The organism is Streptococcus mitis (genome assembly GCF_047460035.1).
Taxonomy (GTDB): Bacteria; Bacillota; Bacilli; order Lactobacillales; family Streptococcaceae; genus Streptococcus; species Streptococcus mitis_DW.
The window spans coordinates 1-25,547 of record NZ_JASHHB010000004.1; the positions used below are offsets into that span (position 1 = coordinate 1).

A 25,547-nucleotide genomic window follows, 5' to 3' on the forward strand; every position below is an offset into this window, starting at 1 on the left:
ATGGTAAAGAAGTTCTCAATGGTAAGGTAAATCCAGAAGCAAGCCAAGGTAAGGATGGAGACAGCTTCGTTAATACTGAAACAGGCGATGTCTTCGTTAAGAAGGACAATGCATGGGAACCAGCAGGTAACATCAAAGGTCCTAAAGGCGATAAAGGTGAGAACGGTAAAGATGGCTTCACTCCAACAGTAACTGTGACAGACAACCAAGATGGAAGTCATACAATTACTATTACTCAGCCAGAAGGTAAGCCAGCCCTTACAACAGTTGTTAAAAACGGAGTAGATGGCCAAACACCAAAAGTTAAAGCTGTCCGTGATGAAGATAAGAAACAAACCACTCTAACCTTCTACATTGACAAAGATGGTGATGGTAACTATACAGAAGGAACTGATACCCTTATTCAAACATCCATTGTGAAAGATGGACAAGATGGAGCGACAGGTAAGTCAGGTCGTGATGGTAAAGAAGTTCTCAATGGTAAGGTAAATCCAGAAGCAAGCCAAGGTAAGGATGGAGACAGCTTCGTTAATACTGAAACAGGCGATGTCTTCGTTAAGAAGGACAATGCATGGGAACCAGCAGGAAACATCAAAGGTCCTAAAGGCGAAGACGGAAAAACTCCAGAAGTAACAGTTACACCTGGTAAAGATGGGAACAGTTCTGATATTACATTCACTGTACCAGGAAAAGATCCAGTGACAGTAAATGTTAAAAATGGAGAAAATGGTCTAAATGGGAAAACTCCAAAAGTTGACTTATTACGTGTTGAAGGACAAAATGGAAATCCATCTCACACAATCGTAACATTCTACACAGATGAAAATGGAGACGGCAAATATACTCCAGGAACTGATGAACTTCTAGGGTCAGAAATGATCAAAGATGGAGCAAAAGGTGCTGACGGACGTGATGGTAAATCATTAATTACTGTAAAAGATGGTAATGAAACAAAAGTTTATCAAGAAGATCCAGCTAACCCAGGACAACCATTAAATCCTGAAAAACCACTTGCAGTCATTAGAGATGGAGCAGATGGTAAATCTCCAACAGTAACAGCTGTTCGTAAAGATGAAGCAAATCATAAAGGTGTAGAAATCACTGTTGATAATCATGATGGTACACAACCAACTACAGTCTTTGTTCAAGATGGAGCATCTGGTCGTGATGGTAAAGAAGTATTAAACGGAAAAGTAAATCCACAAGCTACAGACGGTAAAGATGGAGACACATTCGTAAATACAGAAACAGGTGATGTCTTCGTTAAGAAAGGTAACACTTGGGAACCAGCAGGCAACATCAAAGGACCTAAAGGTGATAAAGGTGAAGATGGTAAAACTCCAGAAATCACTACAAAACCAGGTGCAGATGGTAAGAGCACAGATGTAACAATTACTGTTCCAGGAAAAGATCCAGTAACTGTTAATGTTAAAGACGGTAAAGATGGAAAAGACGGAAAATCTTTAGTTGCTAAAAAAGAAGGTAACGAGACTAAGATTTATGTAGAAGATCCAGCAAATCCAGGACAACCATTAGATCCTACAAAACCACTTGCAACAGTTCTTGATGGACTAAAAGGTGAAAAAGGTGAAAACGGAGCAGATGGAAAATCACCAACTGTCACAGTAACAGATAACGGAGATGGAACACACTCTATTACAGTTCGAAATCCAGATGGCTCTGAATCAACAACTAAAGTAAAAGATGGAAAAGACGGTAAAACTGCAACTATCACAACTACTGATAATCAAGATGGAAGTCACACAATTACTGTAACAAATCCAGATGGAACATCTAAAGAAACAGTAATCAGAAACGGTAAAGATGGTAAGACTCCAAAAGTTGAAGTAACAGATAATAATAATGGTACACATACTATTAGAGTTACAGACGGAGACGGTAATGTTACGAATGCTACAATAAAAGATGGAAAAGACGGTAAAGCTGCTACAGCCGAAACGACAGAAAACCCAGATGGAAGTCACACAGTAACAATTACAAATCCAGACGGAACTAAGAAACAATTTGTTGTTAAAAATGGTCGTGATGGAGAAGACGGACGTACACCAACAGCTTCAGTTCGTGATAATCCAGATGGAAGTCATACAATCGTTATTACAAACCCAGAAGGTGTTACAACTGAAACAACAGTACGTGATGGAAAATCACCAAAAGTTACTATTACAGACGAACAAAATGGAACTCACAAAATCTCAGTTCTAAATGGTGACGGAACAACTACTGAAACAATCATTAAAGATGGTAAATCACCAGTAGCGACCGTTAGAGATAACAAAGATGGTACTTACACAATTCGTGTAGAAAACGGAAATGGAACTGTTTCTGAAACAACAGTACGTGATGGAAAATCACCAACTGCTAAAGTAGTAGATAATGGAGATGGAACTCACACAGTTACAATCGTTAACTCTGATGGTACTACCACAACTACAACAGTACGTGACGGAAAATCACCAAAACTTGAAATCATCGACAATAAAGATGGATCACACACTGTTAAAGTTACCGGAGCAGACGGTAAAGAAAAAACGACTACAATCTTTGATGGAAAATCACCAAAAGCTAAAGTAGTTGATAATGGAGATGGAACTCACACATTAACAATCGTTGATTCAGACGGAATGGAATATACTTCTATCATTAAAGATGGAAAAGACGGCAAAGATGGTAAATCACCAACTGTATCTGTTAAAAATAATAATGATGGAACTCACGTAGTTACAATTACTAATCCAGATGGTAGTGTAACAGAAATGGTAATTAAAGACGGCAAAGATGGTAAATCACCAAAAGTTACTGTTAAAAATAATGGAAATGGAACTCATACTATCACAATCGTTAATTCTGATGGTACGATTACAGAAACAGTTATTAAAGACGGCAAAGACGGCAAAGACGGCAAAGACGGCAAAGACGGCAAAGACGGCAAAGATGGCAAAGACGGAAAATGTGGATGTAATGATAAACCAATAACTCCACCAAATGACAAACCAGAAAAACCAACATTTGCAATGCCAACACCACCAGTTCATGAATTACCAGAATACACAGGTGGGGTAACACCGCTTGATCCTCCGGTTTATGACAAACCAGAATTCAAAGGTGGAGTACCAGGAATGCCTGAAGTACATGAATTACCAGAATACACAGGTGGGGTAACACCACTTGATCCTCCGATTTATGACAAACCAGAATTCAAAGGTGGAGTACCAGGAATGCCAGAAGTCAATGACAAACCAGGTTCAAACATTCCTGAAGTTCCAACACCAGTTGTACCAATTCCAGAAGTTCCGGTACAACCAACTCCAGTTGTTCCAACACCAGAAGTACCGGTTAAACCAGTACCAGCGGTTCCAGAACAACCAGTAGTACCAACACCGGCTCAACCAGCAACTCCAGTAAATGCTAACCCAGTAGTACCAACTACAGTTAAAGAAAACCATGGGGGCAAATTACCTGAAACTGGAAGCCAATCTGATTATATCTCTGTTCTTCTAGGTAGCGGTATTCTATTGAGCCTATATGTAGGTCGAAGAAAAGAAGATTAATCAGCAAAAAGCAGTCATTAATTTCTCGAAAGAAAATGATGAGTGATGGACAAATTGTATGAAAGAACTATTTTCCTGTGATGGGAAGACTGCTAAAAACCTTGAGTGGCAACGCTCAAGGTTTTTTTGCTCTTTGTTAACTGTGATGGGTTGAAGAAAAGCTAAAATCTAGAAAGGTCGAATTTCATCCTTTCTTTTTTGATGTTCAGAGCTATGAAAATACGTTTTTTGAAGTTATCAAAGTTCCTAAATCTAAAATCATTTCACTTGATGAGTTAGAATTTAAAAAATATGTAGATGAAGGTTACCCAGTGCATTTATATTCTCCAAGAATAATTAATTTAGATCATATTGAAAAGATAATTAGAGTAGAGGAATGTGATTTAATAGTTTTCTATGAGGATAATAAGTTAATTATACCAATGTATATCACGTAATGGGAAGACTTATTTACTGATTGATAAATGATGAATATGTCGCAATTTCATAAATATATATAATGGTGTGAATTTTTTGATACATTCTAGCTCATTTTTTGATTTTTGAGAATAAAATTCACACCATTACTTTTTAAGATTATGATAAGTGAACCACCAACAGCCATTGGATGTTAATTAGAAATGATTATGTTATCATTTCGGGGAAATGCTCCTGGAAGTTAGTTTTATTAGCTAAATCAAGATTATAATTATCCTTAATAAAACTCTAAGTTTTTTATTAAATGCCTAAAGTAATAATGATATATAGTAGATTGAAATAAGATATGAACAACTTTATTAGGAAAGTCAAATTAATTTCTAGAAATGTTTTAGTAGCTACAGCGTACTATTCCAAACTCAACCAACTATAGTAGTTGGAGTAATTATTTTCTGTTGACAGTAGTTCGCTAACTTCATGCCAAACTTCATTATTTAATTCTCAAAAAATTTTTAAAAAAGCGCTTGCAAAAATGAAAAAATGTGATACACTTAATTCATGGATTGTTACTGGTCATGCAGGCAAAACCTAAACAAATACGAGATAAGAAGCGATATTTAGCTTTCTATTTGGTATGTGTTTAGGTTTTTTTGTTACCTATTTTCCGGGAATAGGTAGTCAACTGATGACCAAAAAAATATAAGGAGGTCCAAGATGGCTAAATATACTGAGTTAGCACAAGATATTATTAATCACGTTGGTGGACGTGAAAATGTGAGTAGCGTTAAGCATTGTGTAACACGCTTACGCTTTACACTTAAAGATGAAAGTAAAGCTAATACAGATTATCTCATGGAGCGAGATGGTGTAGTAACAATTGTTAAAGCAGGAGGTCAGTATCAGGTAGTCATAGGTAACCATGTTCCGGATGTTTATGCAGAAGTATTAGCAGTAGGCGGATTACAAGGTAGTGGAGCAGTAGATGCTGATGAAAAAGATAGTGTTAAGAAGAATCCTTTAGATGCTTTTATTGATATTGTCTCAAGCATTTTCCAACCTTTCCTTGGTCCACTGGCAGCAGCCGGAATTATAAAAGGGATTGTAGCTATTTTAACTGCTTTCTTCGGATGGACTGCAGCAAATAATGGAGTTGCTCTAATTTTGACCGCAGCTGGTGACGGATTTTTTCAATTTCTGCCAATGATGATTGCTTTGAATGCAGCTCGTAAATTTAAAATGAATGAGTTTACCGCTTTAGCAATTGCTGCGTCTTTAGTTTATCCAAACTTAGAAGCAAGTGTTAAGGGGTTGACTGAAGCAGGAGTATCTAACTTTTTTGGAATTCCTTTAAGCATGCCCGCAGGAGGTTATTTATCAACAGTTATTCCAGCTATTCTAGCTGTATGGGTAGCTTCTAGAATTGAAAGATTTACCAAAAAGATTACACCAGATACAGTTAAGCTTTTTGTGGTGCCGTTTGTAACTTTGATTGTTTCAATTCCATTGACTTTCCTACTAGTTGGTCCTATCGCTAATGCAGCGTCTGATTTACTAGGGGCATTCCTAAGTTCAGTTTATAATTTTAATCCTATTATTTATGGAGTTCTTCTAGGTACTTTGTGGCAAGTGATGGTTATGTTTGGACTTCATTGGGGACTTGTACCGTTGGCAATACTTGAACTTACTCAAAAAGGGTCTGGTGTTATTCTAGCAGGTGCTTTGTTGCCATGTTTTACACAAACAGGTGTCCTTGCAGCAATTATTCTTAAAACGAAAGAAAGCAAGGTAAAAGCAATTTCTACTCCAGCTTTGATTTCTTCAATCTTTGGTGTTACAGAACCAGCTATTTATGGTGTGACACTTCCAATGCGTACGCCATTTATTATCAGTTGTGTCGTGTCTGGTATTGTTGGTGGATTCGTTGGTATGTTCAACGTAACTATGTATTCAGTAGGTGCTTTGGGAATTTTCCTTTACCCATCTCTTGTTAGTCCAGATGGTAATTTTGGAAGTTTATATGCAGCTTTAGTTGGCACAGCAATTGCTATTATCCTCTCATTTGCAATTCAAATGTTCTTACCAGTACCAACACTTTTTGAGAAAAAGGAAAATAAACAGGTTGGTAAAAATTTAGAAACTGATAAAGTTGGAGTGAAAGAACAGGTTATTACTAGCCCACTTGTTGGAAATATTATTCCACTTTCAGAGACTCCAGATGCAGTATTCTCTAGTGGAGCGATGGGACAAGGAGTGGCTATTGAACCAACTATTGGGGAAGTTGTTGCACCAGCAGATGGAACAATTCGTCTTCTCTTTCCTACAAACCATGCTGTTGGTCTTGCAACAGATGATGGTGCTGAATTACTGATTCATGTTGGTATGGATACAGTTGAGTTAGATGGATCTGGCTTTAAAGCTCATGTAGTTCAGGGGGCTAGAGTTAAAAAAGGTCAATTGTTGTTGAGTTTTGATATTGAATCAATCAAATCAGCAGGTTATTCAGTTACAACACCAATCATAGTTACAAATACCAATAAGTATCATAGTGTAAACACAATTGCAAGTGGTAAAGTCAACTTAGAAGAGAACTTGCTTGAAATTGGATAGTTTAATTGGAGGTATGGAAGATGATTCAACTTCCATACCTCATTTTTGTGCTATACTATAGGTACTAATAATTGGGTGAAATCATGAAAATTAAAAAAATATTTAATAACAATGTAGTCCTATCTGAAATGAAAGAGCAGGAAATCATTGTAATGGGAAGAGGTCTAGCATTTGGTAAGAAAGTTGATGACGAACTTGATGTAAATAAGATAGATAAACGTTATATTTTATCTCAAAATCACAGAGAAGTTTTTTTTGAAATTCCTGCAGAATTATTAGAAGTTGCAGATAAAGCCATATCTTTTGCTAAATGTACATTAGATAATGCTATTAAAGATACAGCTTTTTTATCGTTGGCAGATCATATGTATGGAGTTGAGCAAAGAATCCGTGACGGATTTTTTATGAAGAATTTTCTCATGTGGGATATTAAACGATTCTTTCCTAAAGAGTATGAGGCAGGTTTATATGCCAATGAGCTTTTGAGTTCCTATTTGGGTCAAAAATTACCCGATGATGAAGCGGGTTTTATGGCTTTAACCCTGGTTAATAGTGAGTTGAATCATCAGAATTCAAATGCTCGAGATTTAACACAGTTAATGGAAGAAATTATGACTATTGTGAAATATAGTTTGGAAATTCCTTTAGAACAAGATGATGTTTACGTTCAACGATTCATTACTCATTTAAAATTTTTTTGTGAGCGTGTATTAACAAATACGAAACAAGAAGAATTGGATGATTCTTTAATGTTTGAGCTAATGTGTCAGAAGTATCCTTTTGCATATGAAACAACTAAAAAGATTGCATTACACTTAGAAAAAACTAGACAGTATTCTATTTCTGATGATGAGCAGTTATATTTAACGATCCATCTATCTCGTATTCGAAAGAAATAAAAAGTCATGGAGATTTTTAAATTTCCATGACTTTTTGTTGTCGTAGATGATAATTGTTAAAACTAACGGATGTAATAAATTAAATTATCTAATTTTTATTGAATAGAATTATTATTCCAGTTGCTAAAATCATGATTAATAACTTCTTCTAGATAAAAAATATCGTCTGAATATGAGAATTTAAGAATGCAACAATTTGTCATATTAGTTTCTATTTTAACTTTTTCATATTTTTCCCAGACTCTAGCAAAATTTCGAATAGCTGCTCCATGGGACACAATAAGGATAGAGTTGCCCTTAGCTTCCTTCATAAGCGAACAAATAGTGTTATTTATTCGCTCTTGTAATTCTAATTGTGATTCTCCACCATAATAGACGAAAAAGTTTTCGTAAGGAATAGATGGATTAAGTTCTTCACTTTCTCCTTCAAAAACACCAAAATTCCATTCTTTTAGACCTTTAATTCGTTCATAAGGCATTTTTCCATCAGTTACAATTTCCAAAGTATCGCATGCTCGCTCAGATGTTGAACTAAAAGCAGTATCAAATGTAATCCCTTGCTCTCTGAAATATTGGCCAGCTATTTGAGCTTGGTAAATCCCAAAGTCTGTTAGCGGAGAATCACACCAACCTTGTATAAGATGACGTTTGTTGAAAAGAGTTTGTCCATGACGCATTAAATAGAGAGTTTTTTTCATGTTACTATCCTACAGTAGATTAAGTTTTTTAAAGGCATTATAAAGTCCATCTTGTCGAACATCATCTGTTATAATATCAGCCATAGCTAGTATTTCAGGACCGCCATTACCCATAGCAACACCAATATGGCAGGTTTCGAGCATCGGAATATCAACTTTAGCATCACCAAAAGCAATTGTATCAATATGATTTGCTCCTAAATGCTTAAGAATGATGTCAACAGCATGTGCTTTATTGATATTCTTTACTACTAAATCACCAAACAGAGCTGATTCTCCTCGACCTCCCCAAGTACCAGCTTTCAGTTGTGGGAAAGCTTTTTTAGAATCTAAGTGATCTTGGTATGAATGGAGAATAAAACTAATTTTATTAAGATCGTCTCGGTATAGTTCTCCACCATAAACTAATCCATGTAGCGCATCTTCTGGCTCCATGTTTAAAATTTGGTTTTCACTAGCTCCTTTACCTAAGGCATAGATGCGTAGTATCTGTCTTGCAGCATCACGAAAATTACGGCTCGCAAATAATCCGTTATTACTTTCAAGATAGAACTCTAATCCTCTTGATTCAAGCCAATCAACAACTTGTTTGGTGGTCTCATACGGAATTAGTTGATGCATGAGAACTTGATTTTTGTACTCAATGTAGGAACCATTTCCTCCAATGATACCATCGAAGCCAATATCTAAAATTTTATTTGGCATCTCAGCTTTACTTCGTCCAGTGCAAAGGAATACTAAGTGTCCATTTTTTCGGGATTGTTGGATAGCTATTTTAGCTGAATCGGGTATGTGGTTATCGTAGTCAACAATGGTCCCGTCAACATCAAGGAAGATAATTTTTTTCATACTTTTACTCCATTCTTTAGCTTGATTTTACAGTATGATAATAAATGTTTCTACTGATATTCTAGCCAATTGTAATACTTTTCTATGGTAAAACATCTATTTATCCATTTCTTCTCTATATTTTCGGGGAGTAGTTTTGTAAACTTTTTTGAATTGGCGATTAAAGTTTGATAAGTTTTTAAAACCTACCTCTGAGGAAATTTCTAGAACTGATAGAGTTGAGTGTTGAAGAAGTTCAGTAGCTTTACGTAAACGATAGTGGATAAGATAGTCCATACAACTAACTCCTAAATTTTTTTTAAAGAAATTCATAAAATGTGTTGGACTATAGCCACATAGTTCTGCTAGAAGATTGATTGATAAATCTTTCTGATAGTGTTCGCTTATATAATCGATAATTGTCCTAATTTTTTCTTCTCTACGATAACCATCTATTGATTGTTTACTTGAATAAACGTAATTATATTGAAAGAGAAGATGAAGAAGTTTTAGTAACTCACTTTTTAATTCTAGTTCAAAAAATGTCTTCCTATAGTATCCTATTTCCATAGAATTAATTAGTATTTGTCTAATTTCTGTATAACCAGGTTGATTAGGTTTAATCACATGTTTAAAGTCTAGTTGTCCATTATATAGGGGGTGTAAGTAATGAATTGCTGCAAAATCTTTTGTAGAATAACCAATTAAGTCTAATTGAAAGTTGATTGCATCCATATAGTGATAGGTATTCTCAATTGGATGTATAGAATGTAAAGCATTAGGACGTATTAAAATAATATCTCCTTTTTCACTGTTAAAATAGTCTGTATCTATATGGAATCTTGCTTGTCCTTCGTGTACGTATATGATTTCCATGTCTGTATGCCAGTGAAACAGGATATCTGGTAGGCCATCTTCCATAATAGTCCGTGTAATCGAATAGGGGATTAATTCATTTTTATAAGGGGTGTTTTTATGTAGTTGTCCAAGATTAATCATAATAGGCTTTCTTCATAGTATAGTATCGGTTTTTGTTATTATTGTGCAAGATTCGTAACTTTTTTTTAATTATAATATAAGTATAGAAAAAAATAAAGGAGAAATTAAATGAGTAAATTTCCGAAAGAATTTTTATGGGGTGGAGCTACAGCAGCTAACCAGTATGAAGGTGCTTATAATGTAGGTGGTAAAGGTTTATCGGTTCAAGATGTGACACCTAGGGGCGGAGTTCCAGTAAGTGATAATGATCTAAATCCATTCATTACAGAACTACCTACAGAAGATAATCTTAAATTGGAAGGAATTGATTTTTATCACCGTTATAAAGAAGATGTTGCTTTATTTGCAGAAATGGGATTTAAGGTATTTAGAACATCAATTGCATGGTCACGCATTTTTCCAAATGGTGACGAATTGGAACCAAATGAAGAAGGTTTACAGTTTTATGATAATCTTTTTGACGAACTAGCTAAATATGGAATAGAACCTTTAGTAACATTATCACATTATGAAACTCCACTTCACTTGGCTAGAAAATATAATGGATGGGTTAATCGTGATTTGATTGGTTTTTATGAGCGTTATGTAAGAACTGTTTTCAATCGTTATAAAAATAAAGTCAAATATTGGTTGACTTTTAACGAAATCAACTCCGTTTTACATGTTCCTTTTATAAGTGGCGGTATTGCAACTCCAGTCGAGAAATTATCTAAACAAGATCTTTATCAAGCGGTTCACCATGAGTTAGTTGCATCCGCTTTGGCAACGAAAGTTGGACATGAAATCAATCCAGAATTTAAAATTGGATGCATGGTTTTGGCTATGCCAACATATCCTATGACACCGAAGCCAGAAGATGTGCTGGCTGCGCGTGAATTTGAGAATCAGAATTATCTATTTTCAGATATTCATGCTCGCGGTAAATATCCTAAATATATTCAAAGATTCTTTAAAGAAAATGATATCAATATCAAATTTGAATCAGGGGATAAGGAGTTATTAGCTGAAAATACTGTGGATTTTATTTCTTTCTCTTATTATATGAGTTCGGTTCAAGCACATGATTCTGAAAATTATCAATCAGGCATTGGAAATTTATTGGGAGGAATTGCTAATCCTTATTTGGAAAGTTCAGAATGGGGTTGGCAAGTTGACCCTATTGGTTTACGTATAGTGTTGAATAATCTTTATGATCGTTATCAGTTGCCGTTGTTTATTGTTGAAAATGGTTTGGGTGCTAAAGACGTTCTAATTGAGGGTGCGGATGGACCTACTGTTGATGATGACTATAGAATCGATTATCTCAAAAAACATCTACAACAAGTAGGTGAAGCTATTGAGGATGGAGTAGAATTGTTAGGTTATACTACATGGGGATGTATTGATTTAGTATCAGCTTCAACGGCCCAGATGAGTAAGCGTTATGGATTTATTTACGTAGACAGAAATGATGATGGATCTGGAACATTAAATCGCTATAAGAAAAAATCATTTTATTGGTATAAAGAAGTGATTGAAAGTAATGGCGAAACGTTAGATAATTAGTTCATAAAAAAACAAGTTTAGATCCTCATCTGAACTTGTTTTTTTTTTTAAATTGAAGGATGATTTTGGAGGATATGAGATGACATTGATTATTCATGTATATTATAAGGGTGATGGAGATAGTGCAATAAAGTTTGCAAGAGAAATGCTTGATAGTGGCCTTGTTGAAGAAATTAGAAATCAAAAAGGTAACTTGAAATACGAATATTTTTTACCAATTGAAAAAGAGGGAACTATTCTCCTTATTGATCAGTGGATAAATCAAGAAGCTTTAGATAAACATCATCAATCAAAGATAATGCAGAAAATCTTAGATTTAAGAAAAAAATATCACTTGCAGATGCAAGTTGAACGTTATATAGAAGATGATTTTGGGATACCAGAAAGCGATAAGTCGTTTATAGACATGGGGGATTAGAATTATTGTGAGAGTTTTTGTAGTTTGAAAGTATTGCAAATCGTAAAGATATCATTACGAGAATACAAGAAGATATTGTTCTATTTCCATTTGAAATTACTTCTTTCCTTAATAATAAGGAAAAAGAATGCGTTTTCATCTTTTGGTTTGAGGTTTATAATAAGAGTATCAAAGTCAGGAGGAAAAAAGATGACTACTTTTAAAGATGGATTTTTATGGGGTGGAGCTGTTGCTGCTCATCAACTTGAAGGCGGATGGCAAGAAGGTGGCAAGGGAATTAGTGTTGCTGATGTTATGACTGCTGGTCGCCATGGAGTAGCTCGTGAAATTACTTCGGGAGTTTTAGAGGGTAAATATTATCCAAATCATGAGGCGATAGATTTTTATCATCGTTATAAAGAAGACATAGCACTTTTTGCTGAAATGGGATTCAAGTGCTTCCGTACCTCTATTGCATGGACACGTATTTTTCCAAAAGGTGATGAGTTAGAGCCGAATGAAGAAGGATTACAGTTTTATGATAATCTTTTTGATGAATGCTTAAAGAATGGTATTGAACCTGTCATCACTCTATCTCATTTTGAAATGCCTTATCACTTAGTGACCGAATATGGTGGTTGGAAAAATAGGAAATTGATTGATTTCTTTGCTCGTTTTGCAGAAGTCGTATTTAAACGTTACAAAGATAAGGTTAAATATTGGATGACTTTCAATGAAATCAATAATCAAGCGAATTATCAGGAAGATTTTGCACCATTTACTAACTCAGGTATTGTATATGAGGAAGGTGATAATAGAGAAGCAATTATGTATCAAGCAGCACATTACGAATTAGTTGCTTCTGCACGAGCTGTAAAAATTGGTCATGAGATTAATCCAGATTTTCAAATAGGTTGTATGATTGCGATGTGTCCAATTTATCCAGCGACTTGCAATCCTAAGGATATCTTAATGGCAATGAAAGCTATGCAGAAGCGTTATTATTTTGCTGATGTGCATGTTTTAGGTAAATATCCTGAACATATTTTTAAGTATTGGGAACGAAAAGGTATTTCAGTTGATTTTACAGAGCAGGATAAAGAAGATTTACTTGGTGGGACTGTAGATTACATTGGTTTCAGTTACTACATGTCCTTTGCTATCGACTCTCATCGTGAAAATAATCCTTATTTTGATTATCTTGAAACAGAGGATTTAGTAAAAAATAATTATGTTAAGGCTTCTGAATGGGAGTGGCAAATTGATCCAGAAGGTTTGCGTTATGCGTTAAATTGGTTTACAGACCACTATCACTTACCACTCTTTATTGTTGAAAATGGTTTTGGAGCTATAGATCAAGTTGCAGCAGATGGTATGGTACATGATGATTATAGAATTGAATATCTAGGTGCCCATATTCGTGAAATGAAAAAGGCTGTAGTTGAAGATGGTGTTGATTTAATGGGTTATACTCCATGGGGATGTATTGATTTGGTTTCAGCTGGTACCGGTGAAATGAGGAAACGTTATGGCTTTATCTATGTAGATAAAGATGATAATGGTCAGGGAAGTTATAACCGTTTCCCGAAAAAATCTTTTGGTTGGTATAAGGAAGTTATTTCATCTAATGGCGAATCAGTAGAATAGTGTAAACAAACTGAGATTATTCTCAGTTTGTTTAGTAAATTGGGGTGACATATGATTGGAAGTATTGCAGCAATTTTAACAACATTTGCATTTTTACCACAAGTTTTTCATGTAGTTAAGACAAAGGACACAGGATCTATTGCTCTAGGTATGTATGTTATGCAAGTTATTGGTATTGCATTGTGGCTTGCTCATGGTATTCGTATAGGAGACTTGCCTTTGATTTTAGCAAATAGTGTTTCATTTCTACTCTCAGGAATAATTTTATTTTATAAATTGAAGTATAAATAATTTTTTTCCATATCATTTAGGAAAATGAGGGAATTGTCATTGAAAACGCTTTATCTTATAATGAGATTAGATAACAAATAAGCCAACTTAGCACAGCTTTGATTGGATTTAAGAAAAGGAGAAAATATTATGGCAAAAGCTTTAATTATTTGTGCAGCAGGAATGTCTTCATCACTTATGGCAAAGAAAACCACAGAATTTCTAAAAGGAAAAGGGAAAGATATTGTGGTTGATGCTATTAGTGCTACTGAAGGAGGGAAAGCTATCGCAGTAGCGGATTTTGATTTATATCTTGTTAGTCCCCAAACAAAAATGTACTTTAAGCAATTTGAAGAGGCTGGTTCTAAAGCAGGAAAACCAGTTGTACAAATACCTCCTCAAGCATATATTCCTATTCCAATGGGTATTGAAAAAATGGCCAATTTGATTCTTGAGAATATTTAATAAACATATAAAATGCCATTAAATATTTAAGTTAAGCTAAATTGTTTTGAGTTTGATATAAACTGATTTAAGTGTATAATATGCTTTAATATATGAAAACCTACGTTTTAGGAGGGAATAAATGTGTTAAACATTAAAGAGAAAGATATCCTTCAATTTTTAATAAAAAATAAGGAACGTTTTGTTACAAGCAAAGAACTGGCAGAATATTTATCCTGTTCAGATAGAACTGTTCGTAATGCACTGAAACTAATTGAGAAGACCATGATAATTCAAGGCGTCCAGTTGATTTCAAAACAAGGTCAAGGGTATCAAATATTTTTTGGAAATCAAGGCGCTTACCAGGAGTTTAGACAAACTTATGAACTGGAAGAAGACTATACGAAAACTGCGGTTTCAAAAGGTGATGATCGTTTAGTATTTATCTTAAATAAATTATTATTTGAGCAAGTTCCAGTTCTTTTTGATGATTTAGCTGATGAACTTTACGTTAGTCGTTCAACATTATCTCATGATTTCAAAAAGATACGAGTGATGTTATCAGAGTATAATTTGTCTATTGAGAGTAGGGCGAATAAAGGAGTTTATGTCTCAGGCGAGGAACGTAATAAACGACGTTTTATCATAAATTATTTCCTAGAGAATCAATTTTTTAAAGCAATACATTGCTATGTGAAATTTAACTTTTTTGATCAAACTGTTCCATTAGAAGAATTTGCTAGAATTGTTTTGGATGAATGCCAAGAGGCCAACCTAAAACTATCTGATTTTGTACTACAGAACTTAGTAGTTCACATAGCATTGTCTATGATTCGTTTAAAATCCGGATTTGAAATAAAAAATATAGACTGTCAGATGACTGATGATGCAATAGAGAGAAAGGTTGCCCAAAGAATTCTTTCTAAAGTAAGTCAAGTAACAAATCAGGAATTTCCAGTTCAGGAAATAGACTACATTACTTTGCATTTGTTAGCTAAGAGTCAACAATGTCAAAAAAATCAGAAGAATATTTCTGAAGAAGTTTTAAAAAAATCTTTATTTAAAACATTTCAGGATTTAGGATTAGATGATATATATAACTTTTCTTCAGATTTCCAACTAATTGAAGGATTGATAACTCATCTAATGACACTACAAGTACGTTTAGAAAGTCGGATTACCTTAAATAACCCTTTGGTAGATGAAATTAAACAGAATTATAGTGATATATTCTTTATGACTAGAGAAATTCTTGCAAATATGGATATGTTCATAGAGTGGTCAATATCAGATGATGAAATAGCATATGTAAGTCTTCACTTTTTAGCTGCTATGGAACGTAGCAAAGAGAGTACTAAGTTTAATATTCTTGCTATTTGTGCAACGGGATTTGGTGCAGCCCAAATGTTAAGAAATCGCTTGGAAACGGAGTTTGGGAACCGAGTAGAAGTTGTTGATGTAATAGGCTATTATGAATTGAATCAAGAAAAACTTAGAGGAATAGATTTTATAGTATCAGCTGTTGATTTATCGAATCTATATTTTCAAATTCCAGTTTTTAAAGTTAGTGTATTTTTTAAGAGTGATGAGATAGAAATGATTCGAAAAGCTATGGATCAGATGCAAGTTTCTAGTTATGTACAATCATCAAAGATTAGCAAATTTGAAAACAACAGCTTCAGACAGTATTTCAGTAAAGAAAATTTTTTAATAAGTACTGAATCAGACAAGGTAAATTTACTTGAAAAGATGATTGAGGGTTTATCTGTTGGCGAATCAAATGAGTTTGAACAATCTTTACTTTATGGAATTAAACAGCGCGAAGAATTAAGTTCAGTTGTTTTTTCTGAAAAAATTGCAGTTCCGCATCCTATTCAACCCTTTGGTACAGAGGGAAAGGTTTCGGTTGCAATTTGTAAAGATTCGTTACTCTGGGATAATCAAAGTTCACATGTCCAGCTAGTATTTCTTCTATCTCCATCAATATATGGGAACGAAGGTTTGGCAACTGTGACTAAAAAGATAGTCTCTCTGACAGAGAATGATGAATTGCAAAATCAGCTAATATCTTGCAATAACTTTGAAGATTTTATTAACATATTTGAGAAGATAAAATAGGAGGTTCATATGAATCAAGAGGAACTGCAGGTTGCAGCATTTGAAATTATCCTGCATTCGGGAAATGCAAGGTCAGAAATACATGAAGCATTTGCAAAAATGAGAGAAGGTAGTTTTGATGATGCAGAAAGTAAATTAAATCAATCAAATGAGATAATTCTTGAAGCGCATCATGCACAAACCAAACTCTTGCAAGAATACGCAAGTGGAGTGGAAATTAAAATTGAAATTATCATGGTACATGCTCAAGATCATTTAATGACCACTATGACATTATTAGAAGTAGCAAAGGAAATGTTAGCTCTTTATAAGAAAGTTAACTAAATATAAGGAGGGAATGATATGGATAGAAAAGAACGACAAAAAATTGAACAACAACGTCGAGAGATGGCTCTAACTAATACTTTTTTTAATCGATATCTTCTTCTACGTTATTCAATAGCACTCTTCTTTTTTGGGAATATTTATTGGCTTTTGAATCAGTTTATTAGTCCCTCGCCTATTATTATTTTCCCCATTATGCTCATAGTATTTTCTATTTTAGCAACTGTTGAACAATTTAAACTTTATGGAAATAGGAAAGAAAAGTTGGGAGTAACACTAATGTTTGTTAGAATACAAATGCTTATTTCAATAGGATTACTTGTTTTAACTTGGACAAGTTGGTTTACGAATCTTTTTCCGATTTTTGAAAATAACCAAGTAGCACGTTTATTTGTTTTTGTAGTTCTTCTATTAGGTTTAGTTCTGAGTTTGTTAGACATTAGAAGAATTAAAAAAATTTATAAACGAACAGATAAGGCTTATCAACAATTTGTCCAATTGGAAAAGAACTCACTTAGTTTATAATCCTGATCTAGTATCATTTGTATTTGAAACTAGTCTTTAAAAAGTAAAAATTATTATGTTTTATTAAGGAGGTCTATTTATGGATCAACAAAACGGGTTGTTTGGTTTCCTTGAAAACCATGTTATGGGACCAATGGGCAAACTTGCTCAGTTTAAAGTAGTGCGTGCTATCACGGCTGCAGGTATGGCTGCTGTACCATTTACTATTGTAGGATCAATGTTTTTGGTATTTAGTATTTTGCCACAAGCTTTCTCATTTTGGCCAATTGTGGCAGATATTTTCTCTGCTTCATTTGATAAATTCACATCACTTTACATGGTTGCAAACTATGCGACTATGGGTTCTCTATCTCTTTATTTCGTTCTATCACTTGCATATGAATTGACAAAAATTTATGCAGAGGAAGAAGAACTCAATATGAATCCTCTTAATGGTGCCTTGCTTGCCTTGATGGCTTTTGTCATGACAGTACCGCAAATCATTTTTGATGGTGGAATGATGAAGGCTGTGACAAGTCTAAAAGAAGGCGCAGTAATTGCAGATGGATGGGCAATGGGAAATGGAGTCGCACGTTTTGGGACAACGGGGATTTTTACCGCAATCATTATGGCAATTGTGACTGTTCTTATTTATCGTATGTGTGTTAAAAATAATTGGGTTATTAAAATGCCTGAAGCTGTTCCAGAAGGAGTTTCTCGTGGATTTACCGCTTTGATTCCAGGATTTGTTGTTGCATTCGTTGTTATCTTTATCAACGGTCTTCTTGTAGCAATGGGAACAGATATTTTTAAAGTCATTGCAATTCCATTTGGTTTTGTATCCAATCTGACTAATTCATGGATTGGTTTAATGATTATTTATCTGTTGACTCAACTACTTTGGATTGTAGGTATCCACGGTGCTAACATTGTTTTTGCATTTGTTAATCCGATTGCTCTTGCTAACATGGCTGAAAATGCTGCTGGTGGGCACTTTGCTGTTGCAGGTGAATTCTCTAATATGTTTGTAATTGCAGGTAGTTCTGGTGCAACTTTAGGCCTATGTTTATATATTGCTTTTGCCGCTAAATCTGAACAGCTTAAAGCAATAGGACGAGCATCTGTAGTTCCAGCTTTATTCAATATTAATGAACCATTAATTTTTGGATTACCTATTATTTATAATCCAGCTTTGGCTATACCATTTATTTTAGCACCAATGGTTACTGCTACTATTTATTACGTAGTGAATTCTCTAAACTTTATTAAGCCGGTTATTGCACAGGTTCCATGGCCAACTCCAGTAGGAATTGGAGCTTTCTTAGGGACAGCAGATCTTCGAGCTGTATTAGTTTCTCTAGTATGTGCATTTGCAGCATTCTTAGTTTATCTTCCATTCATCCGTGTGTATGATAAGAAGTTGGTGAAAGAGGAGCAAAGTATTTAATAAGTAAAAAAGCATATTCGATGATAAAATCCATATAGTTTAAATAATGAATGTTAACATTAGCAGCGAAGATATCTTTTTTAGATGCTCTTCTCTGCTTTTTTTATTCTTTTTACTGTGCAGGGGATGAAGCAAAATAGAAAGTAGTTCGAATAGTTGACTAACAGGGAACTGCTGTTATTTTAACAAAACAATACAGTAAAGTATGTTATCGTAGAATACGATACATTAGTAAAAAAAGGAAAAAGAACGCGTTTTCATCTTTGAGTTTGAAATTTATAAAATAGGCTAAATGTGCTGAAATTTAGATATTACAGACAAAATAAAATATTTAAAAGCTACAGAGAAACATGGTATAATGTAATTAAAGGAGGTAGCATATGTCCTTAGATATAGATAAAGAAAAGATGACAATCATGGGAGTAGCTTTTGAAAACCGCTCCGTTTTTAAGAGTGTTTGGTATGCTTTAAGTACAAATATGATTGAAGGATGGCGACCTACGGTTATTGATGTTGAAACACCGCGAGATGAAGCTCTTGCTCTGGGGATAGCTTAATGAAGCGTAAATGTTATGATTCTTATGACTATATTGATCAGAATAATTTATATACCTATCCCAGTTTATAGTGACAGAACTAAATTTCTATACAAAAAGTTCAACCCAAAATTTACATTAAAAATTAGATAGAAAAATCCATTGTATTGGGATTCATAGAAGACCGATACAATGGATTTTCAATTTCTATTTTTTGGAACTTAGTCAGTGGAATAGTGTATTGTGGTATAATTATGATGAAATGATTTTATTTTTTTAATGGAGTATGATTATGAATAGATTATCCCAAAATATTAAAAGTTTAAGAAAACTTATGGGGGAAACTCAAGAGGATTTAGCGTACTCCATAGGTTTAGATAGTAAAAGTGCAGTTGCGAATTGGGAAAGTGGAAATAATAGACCATCGCCAGAAAGTTTAAAGAGAATAGCAGCACACTATAGAGTTACTGTTGATCAATTATTAGAAGATGATTTAAGTACAGAGTTTTCATTATTAAATTATTTGAATAATGCTGTAGATGATAGAAGTTCCGATTTAGCTCATTCATTCATATGTCTATTCCCGATTGTGACAATTAAAGAAGATGATGATTTATACCCCAAATTGATTGAGGTTAAAGATGTTCATCGACTTTTTTTAGAATGTATAGAAAATGAAGATAAGGATAGTTATATTTATTTTGAGCAGGCTTTATTGGCTTATGATGAGTTAGTCAAGCAATCAGATTGCATATCTGCGATAGCAAATAGATTAAGCATATTTCTGTTCTCGATAATAATGACAAAGGTTTATATCGATTTTGAGGGAATATTTGACCTTTTTGAAATTAAAAATAAGACAAAAAGAAAGAAATAAAACGTTTTATTTCGGAAGATTTATTGGGTAAAAATATATCTTTCTCTGATAATATGATAACTATCGATTGGGAAGACTATCATAAAGATATTATGGAAGAGATTAAAGTGTTAAAAGGAGATAAACGATTATTTCAATTAGGAGATTATTATCATTGTTTGATTTATCTTTTTGATATTGTTGACAATGAACTAAGTACTGGGATCAATCAGCAAATTGGTCTGGCATTGCTATCAGATTTATCATTGATGAAAAATAAATTTGTTAAAAGAATAGAAAATTATTTTATAAAAGTTGGAAAAGTTCAGTAATGCTGAACGACAAATACGTTGAGAAGGTATATAATTTTTAAAAAGTTAGAAAAGAGGTTTTTCAATGTATTTTTTAATCATGGTCATTATTTTTCTGTGTTTATTATTGCTTATTCTCTCAATAAAAAAAGTAAGAATTAATAATATATTTACTCAATACATTATTGAAAATGGCGGAAATGAGATTGATATTATAAAGAATAAAGATAAAACTTTTTATGAATCTATAAAACTACTTAACAAAAAATATAAAATTGGAATGATTAATTCTTATATTGTTGTTAGTGCATTAAAGGTACGATAATAGAGAGATTAAAATGAGGGAAGAGTAATGCAATTAGGTTTAACAAAATTAAAAGATTTTGCTAATAGTACATTAAACCATACTATTAAAATATCAAAATCAATAGGTGATAAGTTTTTGGAATCAGAGGAGAAGTGTCTTAAGTTGGTAAACGAGAATCCGAAAGTTGTTGTATTTTTAGGAGCAGTAGCAACAGTAGTTGTTGCTGGTCTTGCCAATTATGAAAAAGACAATAATTTGGATGATTTTGAAAAAAATCTGTCAACAGCTAATTCATCTTTTTCTGAAATACTTGAAAATAAAACTATGAGTCATCGTTATCCTGATGAGAGAAAATCTCCTCGTGTTCATAGTTACCGTTTAGGTAATAAAGTTTATGCAAGAGGTGGAACTGAACAAGAAAAGGAAGCATTTCTTCTAGATAATAAGTCATTGTTTGAATTATGATTTCTAGGCTCAAAACTATTTCTAGATTACTATAAGGGGGGACTATGGCCAAATTATACGATGATACTGACGTTTACATAAAAATTGAAATATATTGGGAAAGTAATGATAGATGTCACAAATATTATTATTGTTATGAAAATACAAAAGCTATGGAACAAAATACTGTTGATGAAGATGAAATAGATATTAATTTATTTGATGATGGTAAGGAAGGATATTGGGATTTGAAATGGTTAGGTTTTGAAGATGTGTAAGATATATTTATAAGTCAAGTTTTTAAGTTCTTATTTTATTGTTGACAATTAAGCATAATTGATTACAAAAGAACATTGAAAAATAAGATAAAAATTTCCTAAAAGTAGTATACTTATTTTTATTTTTTTAAAATCTTAATAACTTAAGATTCAATAAAGTACTATTCTAAAGCCATTTTATAAGTATATAAAAACTAGCTTTCACAAACCATGCTTGAAAAAGCTCGTAAAGCTAGCCAATTCTCAAAACGTTCATAAATACGATTATATCAACGTTTAAAGACGATCAATAGATATTTCTTGGATGTCTTTTTTGTTTTGTTTAAAAATTTTAAAACAATGGGGAACAGTATGATATCATTACTTTTCAAAGTTTTCATTATGTAGTCCTCAATCTCTAAATCTGAGATATTAATACTTTTAATAAAGTTTGTGTTTTTTGGCGCACCAAAAATGGTGCGTTTATTTTTTTGTGCTATAATAGAAATAAATAAAAGGAGGGCTCTTATGATTGGAGAAAATATAAAAACATTACGTAAAACACATGATCTCACCCAACCTGAATTCGCAAAGATTATTGGTATCTCTCGGAATAGCCTCAGCCGTTATGAGAATGGAACAAGTTCAGTTTCGACAGAATTAGTTGATCGTATCTGCAAAAAATTTAATGTTTCCTATCTCGATATCGTAGGGGAGGAAAAAATGCTCACACCAGTAGAAGATTATCAATTAACATTAAAAATAGAATTGATAAAGGAACGAGGAGCGAATATCTTAGCGCAACTTTATCGTTTTCAAGATGAACAAGGAATTGAATTTGATGATAGTTCTAATCCTTGGGTTCTAATGAGCGATGATCTTTCTGATTTGATTAACACGAAGATTTATCTTGTTGCTACTTTTGAGGAAGTAGAGCGATATAATGGCTATTTAGATGGCATTGAACGTGTGTTAGAACAAGCTAATCATCTGGTGGTTGCTTAATGGAATTAGATAAATTTAGCCAGGATGACTTTATTAAAGTCTCTAATCGACTCGTTCGTTCTTTAACTCGTGGAAAAACAACTTCATCTCAGCCCAAGGCTATTTTGCTTGGTGGACAGAGTGGTGCTGGTAAGACAACGATTCATCGAATTAAACAAAGGGAATTTCAAGGAAATATCATTATAATTGATGGAGATAGTTATCGCTCTTTTCATCCGAACTACCTTGGTCTACAGGAAAAGTATGGTAAAGATAGTGTGGATTATACCAAAGTATTCGCGGGACAAATGGTTGAATATCTTGTAGATGAGTTGAGTAAGCAAGGTTATCATTTATTAATCGAGGGTACATTGAGAACAACCGAAGTTCCTCGGAAAACAGCACAATTATTGACAACTAGAGGCTATCAAGTCTCACTTGCACTAATTGCGACTAAGCCAGAATTGTCCTATCTCAGTACTTTGATACGTTATGAGGAGCTCTACGCCATAGATCCTAGCCAAGCGAGAGCGACTCCTAAAGCACACCATGATGGAATTGTAGAACATTTGGTTGATAACTTACGGGAGTTAGAACAGAATAAACTTTTTAGACAAGTTCAAATTTATCAAAGAGATCAATCGTGTGTTTATGATTCGCAAGTAGACGAAAGCTCAGCAGCAGAAGTTTTACAAGAATGCCTATTTGGGAAATGGAACACGGTGGAAGAAGAGATGTTGAAGATAGGCCAGGAAAGGTTGAGGGAGTTAGGTGATAATTGATAAGTGACAAAGGGGTAATTTATGAGTACACTAAAAAAAGTAATTTATTTCGATGAATCTACAGCAATAGATTTTTTACAAATTGAATCCAAGGGAAAATTAACAAAAACAACTGAACTCATGACCACATTGGAAGGTGAAACAGGTGTGTCCATTGATGCTGAGGGATCAATTGGTAAAAATAGTGCTTTAAAAACAATTTTTGAAAAAATGACAGGGTTAAGTGGTTCATTTACTCTTTCTACTACTAGTTCAGGAGGTATTCAAGGAAATAAAATAGCAAAGACAATACTTGAAAATTCTTTATTGTATGATTTTCTGGATACTGTAGAGTTACGTAAGAAGAATTATCTTGTTGATATTACAGAAAATTATACTTTAGAAATAAGTGAGAATTCGATGTCTTATTTTGCTATGATTGCGCCAATTTCAGAAATGATGGAAGGTTCCCAGAGTATAGAAGGAATGGAAAATGTATCGATGTCATTTTCTAAACTTAATTCAGGAATTAGAGAGATTAAGGGATATTTTGAACTTATAGGGTATAATAAAAACCATGAAATTAAGAGGATTTTCCGTTTTAATATCAATTCTTTTAAAAACAATTATCGAATTCACGATTTAACAAAAATGACTCTTAAACTTTATTCAATAAAAGTTGGCGAAACAACTATTAGTGACTTGAATTTTGAGACACAGTTTAATTTACAACAGAAAAATCTATCTTTTACCGGAATTTCAGAAAATTCTATGACTTGCTCAGAACAGAAATATCCAGTTTATGATGTAATACTTGCAGGAGTGAACTAAATGGATAGTATTTTACTTTTTAAAGGTTCTAAGAGAGATTTTAATACATTATTAAATGAGAGGGCCGTTGAAGACTTTACTCCGTTTATGGAGCTTATTAGACAATATAATATCACTGTAAGAGCTAATGATATATACGCCTCACAATATGCTCCAGATGGATTTGGCGAACAACAAATTGAGAATGTTGTTATTTTTGCTGATGATTATGCTTCTGTAACGGATCACGTTATATCAAATTTTAACAATATTGTACTTTTAGGACATGACATTAAAAATCTTTATATACAAAATCCTCCCAAGAGAGTTGAGAATTCCTTAAGAGTTCAGTTCGATGATATTATAGAAGAACACTATTCAAACTATCATGTGATAGATAATGAGGAAATTATTGATTTCTATAATCATATGATTTCTTCTAATGTTGTAGGACAAGAGCAAGCTAAAAAAGATATTTCAATTGGTCTATTAAAGAAAAGTACTCTAACAAATAAGTCTCCTCTTGTCATGTTATTTTACGGTAATTCAGGTATTGGTAAAACTGAGTTGGCTAAAACTATGAGCGAATATTTTAATGGAAAATTGACTCGAATACAGTTTTCGATGATGCAAACAGAAGAAGCGTACAAATATATATTTGGAGATACTCATGGTAAAAGTTCATTAGCTAAAGATTTATTGTCCAGAGAAACCAATATTGTTTTAATTGATGAATTTGATAAAGTAAATGCTGCTTTATACAATGTTTTTTATCAAATGTTTGATGAGGGAGAGTTTGAAGATATAAATTACTTGGTAGATGTTTCTAACTGTATATTTATTTTGACAACAAATTTTAGTAATGATCAAGAAATTGCTGAAAAACTTGGCTTGCCTATCTTTTCTAGGATTGATTTAAAGATAGAATTCCAAAATTTAACCGAAATAGAACTGCTTAGAGTAGTTGATAATATATTTGATAATGTGACTGCCCAACTATCAGAAGTGGATATGAAAATTATAGAAAATTATGGTTTAAAAGAAACGTATAGGAAACATGTAGGTTCTTTTGAGAATATAAGATTATTAAAGAGTTTTATTGAGAAAGATGTGTTTCAAATTATTTTTGAAGAGTTACTAAAACGAGATAAGTTAGAGAGAGCACTTCGCTGAAATTTTCACCTTCGAACAATTGTATGAGAAATTCTTCATTTAATTTCATTATAGAGTTTTGTCCATTAATATGTACAGAACAATAACAATTTAAATGGTGTGAACTTTTTAGTAAAATCTAGCTCAATTCGTGTATTTTTAGGGTAAAATTCACACCATTTAACTGAAACTTATTCAAATTAGATGAAAAAATGTTTTCTGAAAAAGCGGGAAAACGCTGATTTTAAGAGGATTTTGAAACTTATTCAAACGGGAGTTTTTCAAACCAGGTCTTAAGAAAGCTCGTAAAGCATCACAATTCTCAAAACGTTAATCAATACGATACTATCAACGTTTCAAAGCACTCAAGAGTTTACCTCATGGGTGCTTTTTTTATGTTTTTTGAAAAAGTTCAC

At 33.3% G+C, this 25,547-nt stretch carries 25 protein-coding genes; 22 read left to right on the forward strand and 3 right to left on the reverse strand.

Annotated elements, in window-relative coordinates; all coding sequences use genetic code 11:
- From QM956_RS04310 to QM956_RS04320, 3 genes are all read left to right on the forward strand, one after another.
- A partial coding sequence (locus QM956_RS04310) for an SIALI-17 repeat-containing surface protein (protein ID WP_414302259.1) occupies nt 1–3,569 on the forward strand: 3,569 nt, incomplete at its 5' end.
- Nucleotides 3,570–4,700: 1,131 nt separating this feature from the next.
- Entirely contained in the window at nt 4,701–6,593 is a 1,893-nt protein-coding gene (locus QM956_RS04315; RefSeq protein ID WP_261009171.1) for a beta-glucoside-specific PTS transporter subunit IIABC, read from the forward strand.
- Nucleotides 6,594–6,676: 83 nt separating this feature from the next.
- Nucleotides 6,677–7,492: a PRD domain-containing protein gene (locus tag QM956_RS04320; protein ID WP_261009170.1), complete on the forward strand. Its 816-nt coding sequence runs from the start codon at nt 6,677–6,679 to the stop codon at nt 7,490–7,492.
- 95 nt (nt 7,493–7,587) lie between these two features.
- Here the strand turns inward: QM956_RS04320 and QM956_RS04325 are convergent, their stop codons facing one another.
- The 3 genes from QM956_RS04325 to QM956_RS04335 form a co-directional block, all read right to left on the reverse strand.
- A complete protein-coding gene (locus tag QM956_RS04325; protein ID WP_261009169.1) occupies nt 7,588–8,190 on the reverse strand; it encodes a histidine phosphatase family protein in 603 nt (200 codons plus the stop codon).
- Nucleotides 8,191–8,199: 9 nt separating this feature from the next.
- The gene (locus tag QM956_RS04330; protein ID WP_261009168.1) at nt 8,200–9,039 is read right to left on the reverse strand and encodes an HAD family hydrolase; all 840 of its coding nucleotides are present in this window, start codon (nt 9,037–9,039) and stop codon (nt 8,200–8,202) included.
- Nucleotides 9,040–9,135: 96 nt separating this feature from the next.
- Nucleotides 9,136–10,017: a helix-turn-helix transcriptional regulator gene (locus tag QM956_RS04335; protein WP_261009167.1), complete on the reverse strand. Its 882-nt coding sequence runs from the start codon at nt 10,015–10,017 to the stop codon at nt 9,136–9,138.
- A 108-nt stretch (nt 10,018–10,125) separates the two neighbouring features.
- Here QM956_RS04335 and QM956_RS04340 point away from each other — a divergent pair, with 108 nt between their 5' ends.
- The 19 genes from QM956_RS04340 to QM956_RS04430 all read left to right on the forward strand — a co-directional run bounded on the left by QM956_RS04340 (nt 10,126) and on the right by QM956_RS04430 (nt 25,152).
- Nucleotides 10,126–11,562, forward strand: coding sequence for a glycoside hydrolase family 1 protein (locus QM956_RS04340; RefSeq protein WP_261020259.1), 1,437 nt, complete (start codon nt 10,126–10,128; stop codon nt 11,560–11,562).
- Nucleotides 11,563–11,641: 79 nt separating this feature from the next.
- Nucleotides 11,642–11,980 (forward strand): antibiotic biosynthesis monooxygenase family protein, encoded by a 339-nt coding sequence (locus tag QM956_RS04345; protein WP_261020261.1) that lies wholly within the window; start codon nt 11,642–11,644, stop codon nt 11,978–11,980.
- A gap of 189 nt (nt 11,981–12,169) precedes the next feature.
- Nucleotides 12,170–13,606, forward strand: coding sequence for a 6-phospho-beta-glucosidase (locus tag QM956_RS04350; RefSeq protein WP_261020262.1), 1,437 nt, complete (start codon nt 12,170–12,172; stop codon nt 13,604–13,606).
- A 51-nt stretch (nt 13,607–13,657) separates the two neighbouring features.
- Nucleotides 13,658–13,897, forward strand: coding sequence for a SemiSWEET transporter (locus tag QM956_RS04355; protein WP_261020263.1), 240 nt, complete (start codon nt 13,658–13,660; stop codon nt 13,895–13,897).
- A gap of 129 nt (nt 13,898–14,026) precedes the next feature.
- Nucleotides 14,027–14,341, forward strand: coding sequence for a PTS cellobiose transporter subunit IIB (locus QM956_RS04360; RefSeq protein WP_153210704.1), 315 nt, complete (start codon nt 14,027–14,029; stop codon nt 14,339–14,341).
- Between the two features lie 123 nt (nt 14,342–14,464).
- A complete protein-coding gene (locus QM956_RS04365; RefSeq protein ID WP_414302260.1) occupies nt 14,465–16,438 on the forward strand; it encodes a BglG family transcription antiterminator in 1,974 nt (657 codons plus the stop codon).
- Nucleotides 16,439–16,447: 9 nt separating this feature from the next.
- Entirely contained in the window at nt 16,448–16,762 is a 315-nt protein-coding gene (locus QM956_RS04370; protein WP_001070943.1) for a PTS cellobiose transporter subunit IIA, read from the forward strand.
- Nucleotides 16,763–16,780: 18 nt separating this feature from the next.
- On the forward strand, nt 16,781–17,287 hold the full coding sequence (locus tag QM956_RS04375) for a hypothetical protein (protein ID WP_261023064.1): 507 nt from the start codon (nt 16,781–16,783) through the stop codon (nt 17,285–17,287).
- 79 nt (nt 17,288–17,366) lie between these two features.
- Entirely contained in the window at nt 17,367–18,713 is a 1,347-nt protein-coding gene (celB, locus tag QM956_RS04380) for a PTS cellobiose transporter subunit IIC (protein ID WP_414302261.1), read from the forward strand.
- Nucleotides 18,714–19,093: 380 nt separating this feature from the next.
- Entirely contained in the window at nt 19,094–19,270 is a 177-nt protein-coding gene (locus tag QM956_RS04385; protein ID WP_261023069.1) for a hypothetical protein, read from the forward strand.
- Nucleotides 19,271–19,541: 271 nt separating this feature from the next.
- Nucleotides 19,542–20,126: a helix-turn-helix domain-containing protein gene (locus tag QM956_RS04390; RefSeq protein WP_414302262.1), complete on the forward strand. Its 585-nt coding sequence runs from the start codon at nt 19,542–19,544 to the stop codon at nt 20,124–20,126.
- A 23-nt stretch (nt 20,127–20,149) separates the two neighbouring features.
- Nucleotides 20,150–20,437, forward strand: a complete 288-nt coding sequence (locus tag QM956_RS04395; protein WP_414302263.1) for a hypothetical protein — start codon at nt 20,150–20,152, stop codon at nt 20,435–20,437.
- Nucleotides 20,438–20,501: 64 nt separating this feature from the next.
- Nucleotides 20,502–20,741, forward strand: coding sequence for a hypothetical protein (locus QM956_RS04400; RefSeq protein WP_261020268.1), 240 nt, complete (start codon nt 20,502–20,504; stop codon nt 20,739–20,741).
- A 27-nt stretch (nt 20,742–20,768) separates the two neighbouring features.
- A complete protein-coding gene (locus tag QM956_RS04405; RefSeq protein WP_261020269.1) occupies nt 20,769–21,188 on the forward strand; it encodes a hypothetical protein in 420 nt (139 codons plus the stop codon).
- Between the two features lie 44 nt (nt 21,189–21,232).
- Nucleotides 21,233–21,445, forward strand: coding sequence for a hypothetical protein (locus QM956_RS04410; RefSeq protein WP_261020271.1), 213 nt, complete (start codon nt 21,233–21,235; stop codon nt 21,443–21,445).
- Between the two features lie 507 nt (nt 21,446–21,952).
- The gene (pezA, locus tag QM956_RS04415) at nt 21,953–22,429 is read left to right on the forward strand and encodes a type II toxin-antitoxin system antitoxin PezA (RefSeq protein ID WP_261020272.1); all 477 of its coding nucleotides are present in this window, start codon (nt 21,953–21,955) and stop codon (nt 22,427–22,429) included.
- Nucleotides 22,429–23,190: a type II toxin-antitoxin system toxin PezT gene (gene pezT, locus QM956_RS04420; RefSeq protein WP_261020273.1), complete on the forward strand. Its 762-nt coding sequence runs from the start codon at nt 22,429–22,431 to the stop codon at nt 23,188–23,190. Before pezA ends, pezT begins: the two co-directional genes overlap by 1 nt.
- Before the next feature lie 21 nt (nt 23,191–23,211).
- Nucleotides 23,212–24,000 (forward strand): DUF6414 family protein, encoded by a 789-nt coding sequence (locus QM956_RS04425; RefSeq protein WP_261020274.1) that lies wholly within the window; start codon nt 23,212–23,214, stop codon nt 23,998–24,000.
- Nucleotides 24,001–25,152: an AAA family ATPase gene (locus QM956_RS04430; RefSeq protein WP_261020275.1), complete on the forward strand. Its 1,152-nt coding sequence runs from the start codon at nt 24,001–24,003 to the stop codon at nt 25,150–25,152. It abuts the gene before it with no gap.
- The last annotated feature ends 395 nt before the right edge of the window (nt 25,153–25,547 follow it).

Coding starts and splice junctions, on each gene's coding strand:
- QM956_RS04315 (WP_261009171.1), top strand. CDS start 4,701: ATGGCTAAATATACTGAGTTAGCACAAGATATTATTAATCACGTTGGT.
- QM956_RS04320 (WP_261009170.1), top strand. CDS start 6,677: ATGAAAATTAAAAAAATATTTAATAACAATGTAGTCCTATCTGAAATG.
- QM956_RS04325 (WP_261009169.1), bottom strand. CDS start 8,190: ATGAAAAAAACTCTCTATTTAATGCGTCATGGACAAACTCTTTTCAAC.
- QM956_RS04330 (WP_261009168.1), bottom strand. CDS start 9,039: ATGAAAAAAATTATCTTCCTTGATGTTGACGGGACCATTGTTGACTAC.
- QM956_RS04335 (WP_261009167.1), bottom strand. CDS start 10,017: ATGATTAATCTTGGACAACTACATAAAAACACCCCTTATAAAAATGAA.
- QM956_RS04340 (WP_261020259.1), top strand. CDS start 10,126: ATGAGTAAATTTCCGAAAGAATTTTTATGGGGTGGAGCTACAGCAGCT.
- QM956_RS04345 (WP_261020261.1), top strand. CDS start 11,642: ATGACATTGATTATTCATGTATATTATAAGGGTGATGGAGATAGTGCA.
- QM956_RS04350 (WP_261020262.1), top strand. CDS start 12,170: ATGACTACTTTTAAAGATGGATTTTTATGGGGTGGAGCTGTTGCTGCT.
- QM956_RS04355 (WP_261020263.1), top strand. CDS start 13,658: ATGATTGGAAGTATTGCAGCAATTTTAACAACATTTGCATTTTTACCA.
- QM956_RS04360 (WP_153210704.1), top strand. CDS start 14,027: ATGGCAAAAGCTTTAATTATTTGTGCAGCAGGAATGTCTTCATCACTT.
- QM956_RS04370 (WP_001070943.1), top strand. CDS start 16,448: ATGAATCAAGAGGAACTGCAGGTTGCAGCATTTGAAATTATCCTGCAT.
- QM956_RS04375 (WP_261023064.1), top strand. CDS start 16,781: ATGGATAGAAAAGAACGACAAAAAATTGAACAACAACGTCGAGAGATG.
- celB (WP_414302261.1), top strand. CDS start 17,367: ATGGATCAACAAAACGGGTTGTTTGGTTTCCTTGAAAACCATGTTATG.
- QM956_RS04385 (WP_261023069.1), top strand. CDS start 19,094: ATGTCCTTAGATATAGATAAAGAAAAGATGACAATCATGGGAGTAGCT.
- QM956_RS04390 (WP_414302262.1), top strand. CDS start 19,542: ATGAATAGATTATCCCAAAATATTAAAAGTTTAAGAAAACTTATGGGG.
- QM956_RS04400 (WP_261020268.1), top strand. CDS start 20,502: ATGTATTTTTTAATCATGGTCATTATTTTTCTGTGTTTATTATTGCTT.
- QM956_RS04405 (WP_261020269.1), top strand. CDS start 20,769: ATGCAATTAGGTTTAACAAAATTAAAAGATTTTGCTAATAGTACATTA.
- QM956_RS04410 (WP_261020271.1), top strand. CDS start 21,233: ATGGCCAAATTATACGATGATACTGACGTTTACATAAAAATTGAAATA.
- pezA (WP_261020272.1), top strand. CDS start 21,953: ATGATTGGAGAAAATATAAAAACATTACGTAAAACACATGATCTCACC.
- pezT (WP_261020273.1), top strand. CDS start 22,429: ATGGAATTAGATAAATTTAGCCAGGATGACTTTATTAAAGTCTCTAAT.
- QM956_RS04425 (WP_261020274.1), top strand. CDS start 23,212: ATGAGTACACTAAAAAAAGTAATTTATTTCGATGAATCTACAGCAATA.
- QM956_RS04430 (WP_261020275.1), top strand. CDS start 24,001: ATGGATAGTATTTTACTTTTTAAAGGTTCTAAGAGAGATTTTAATACA.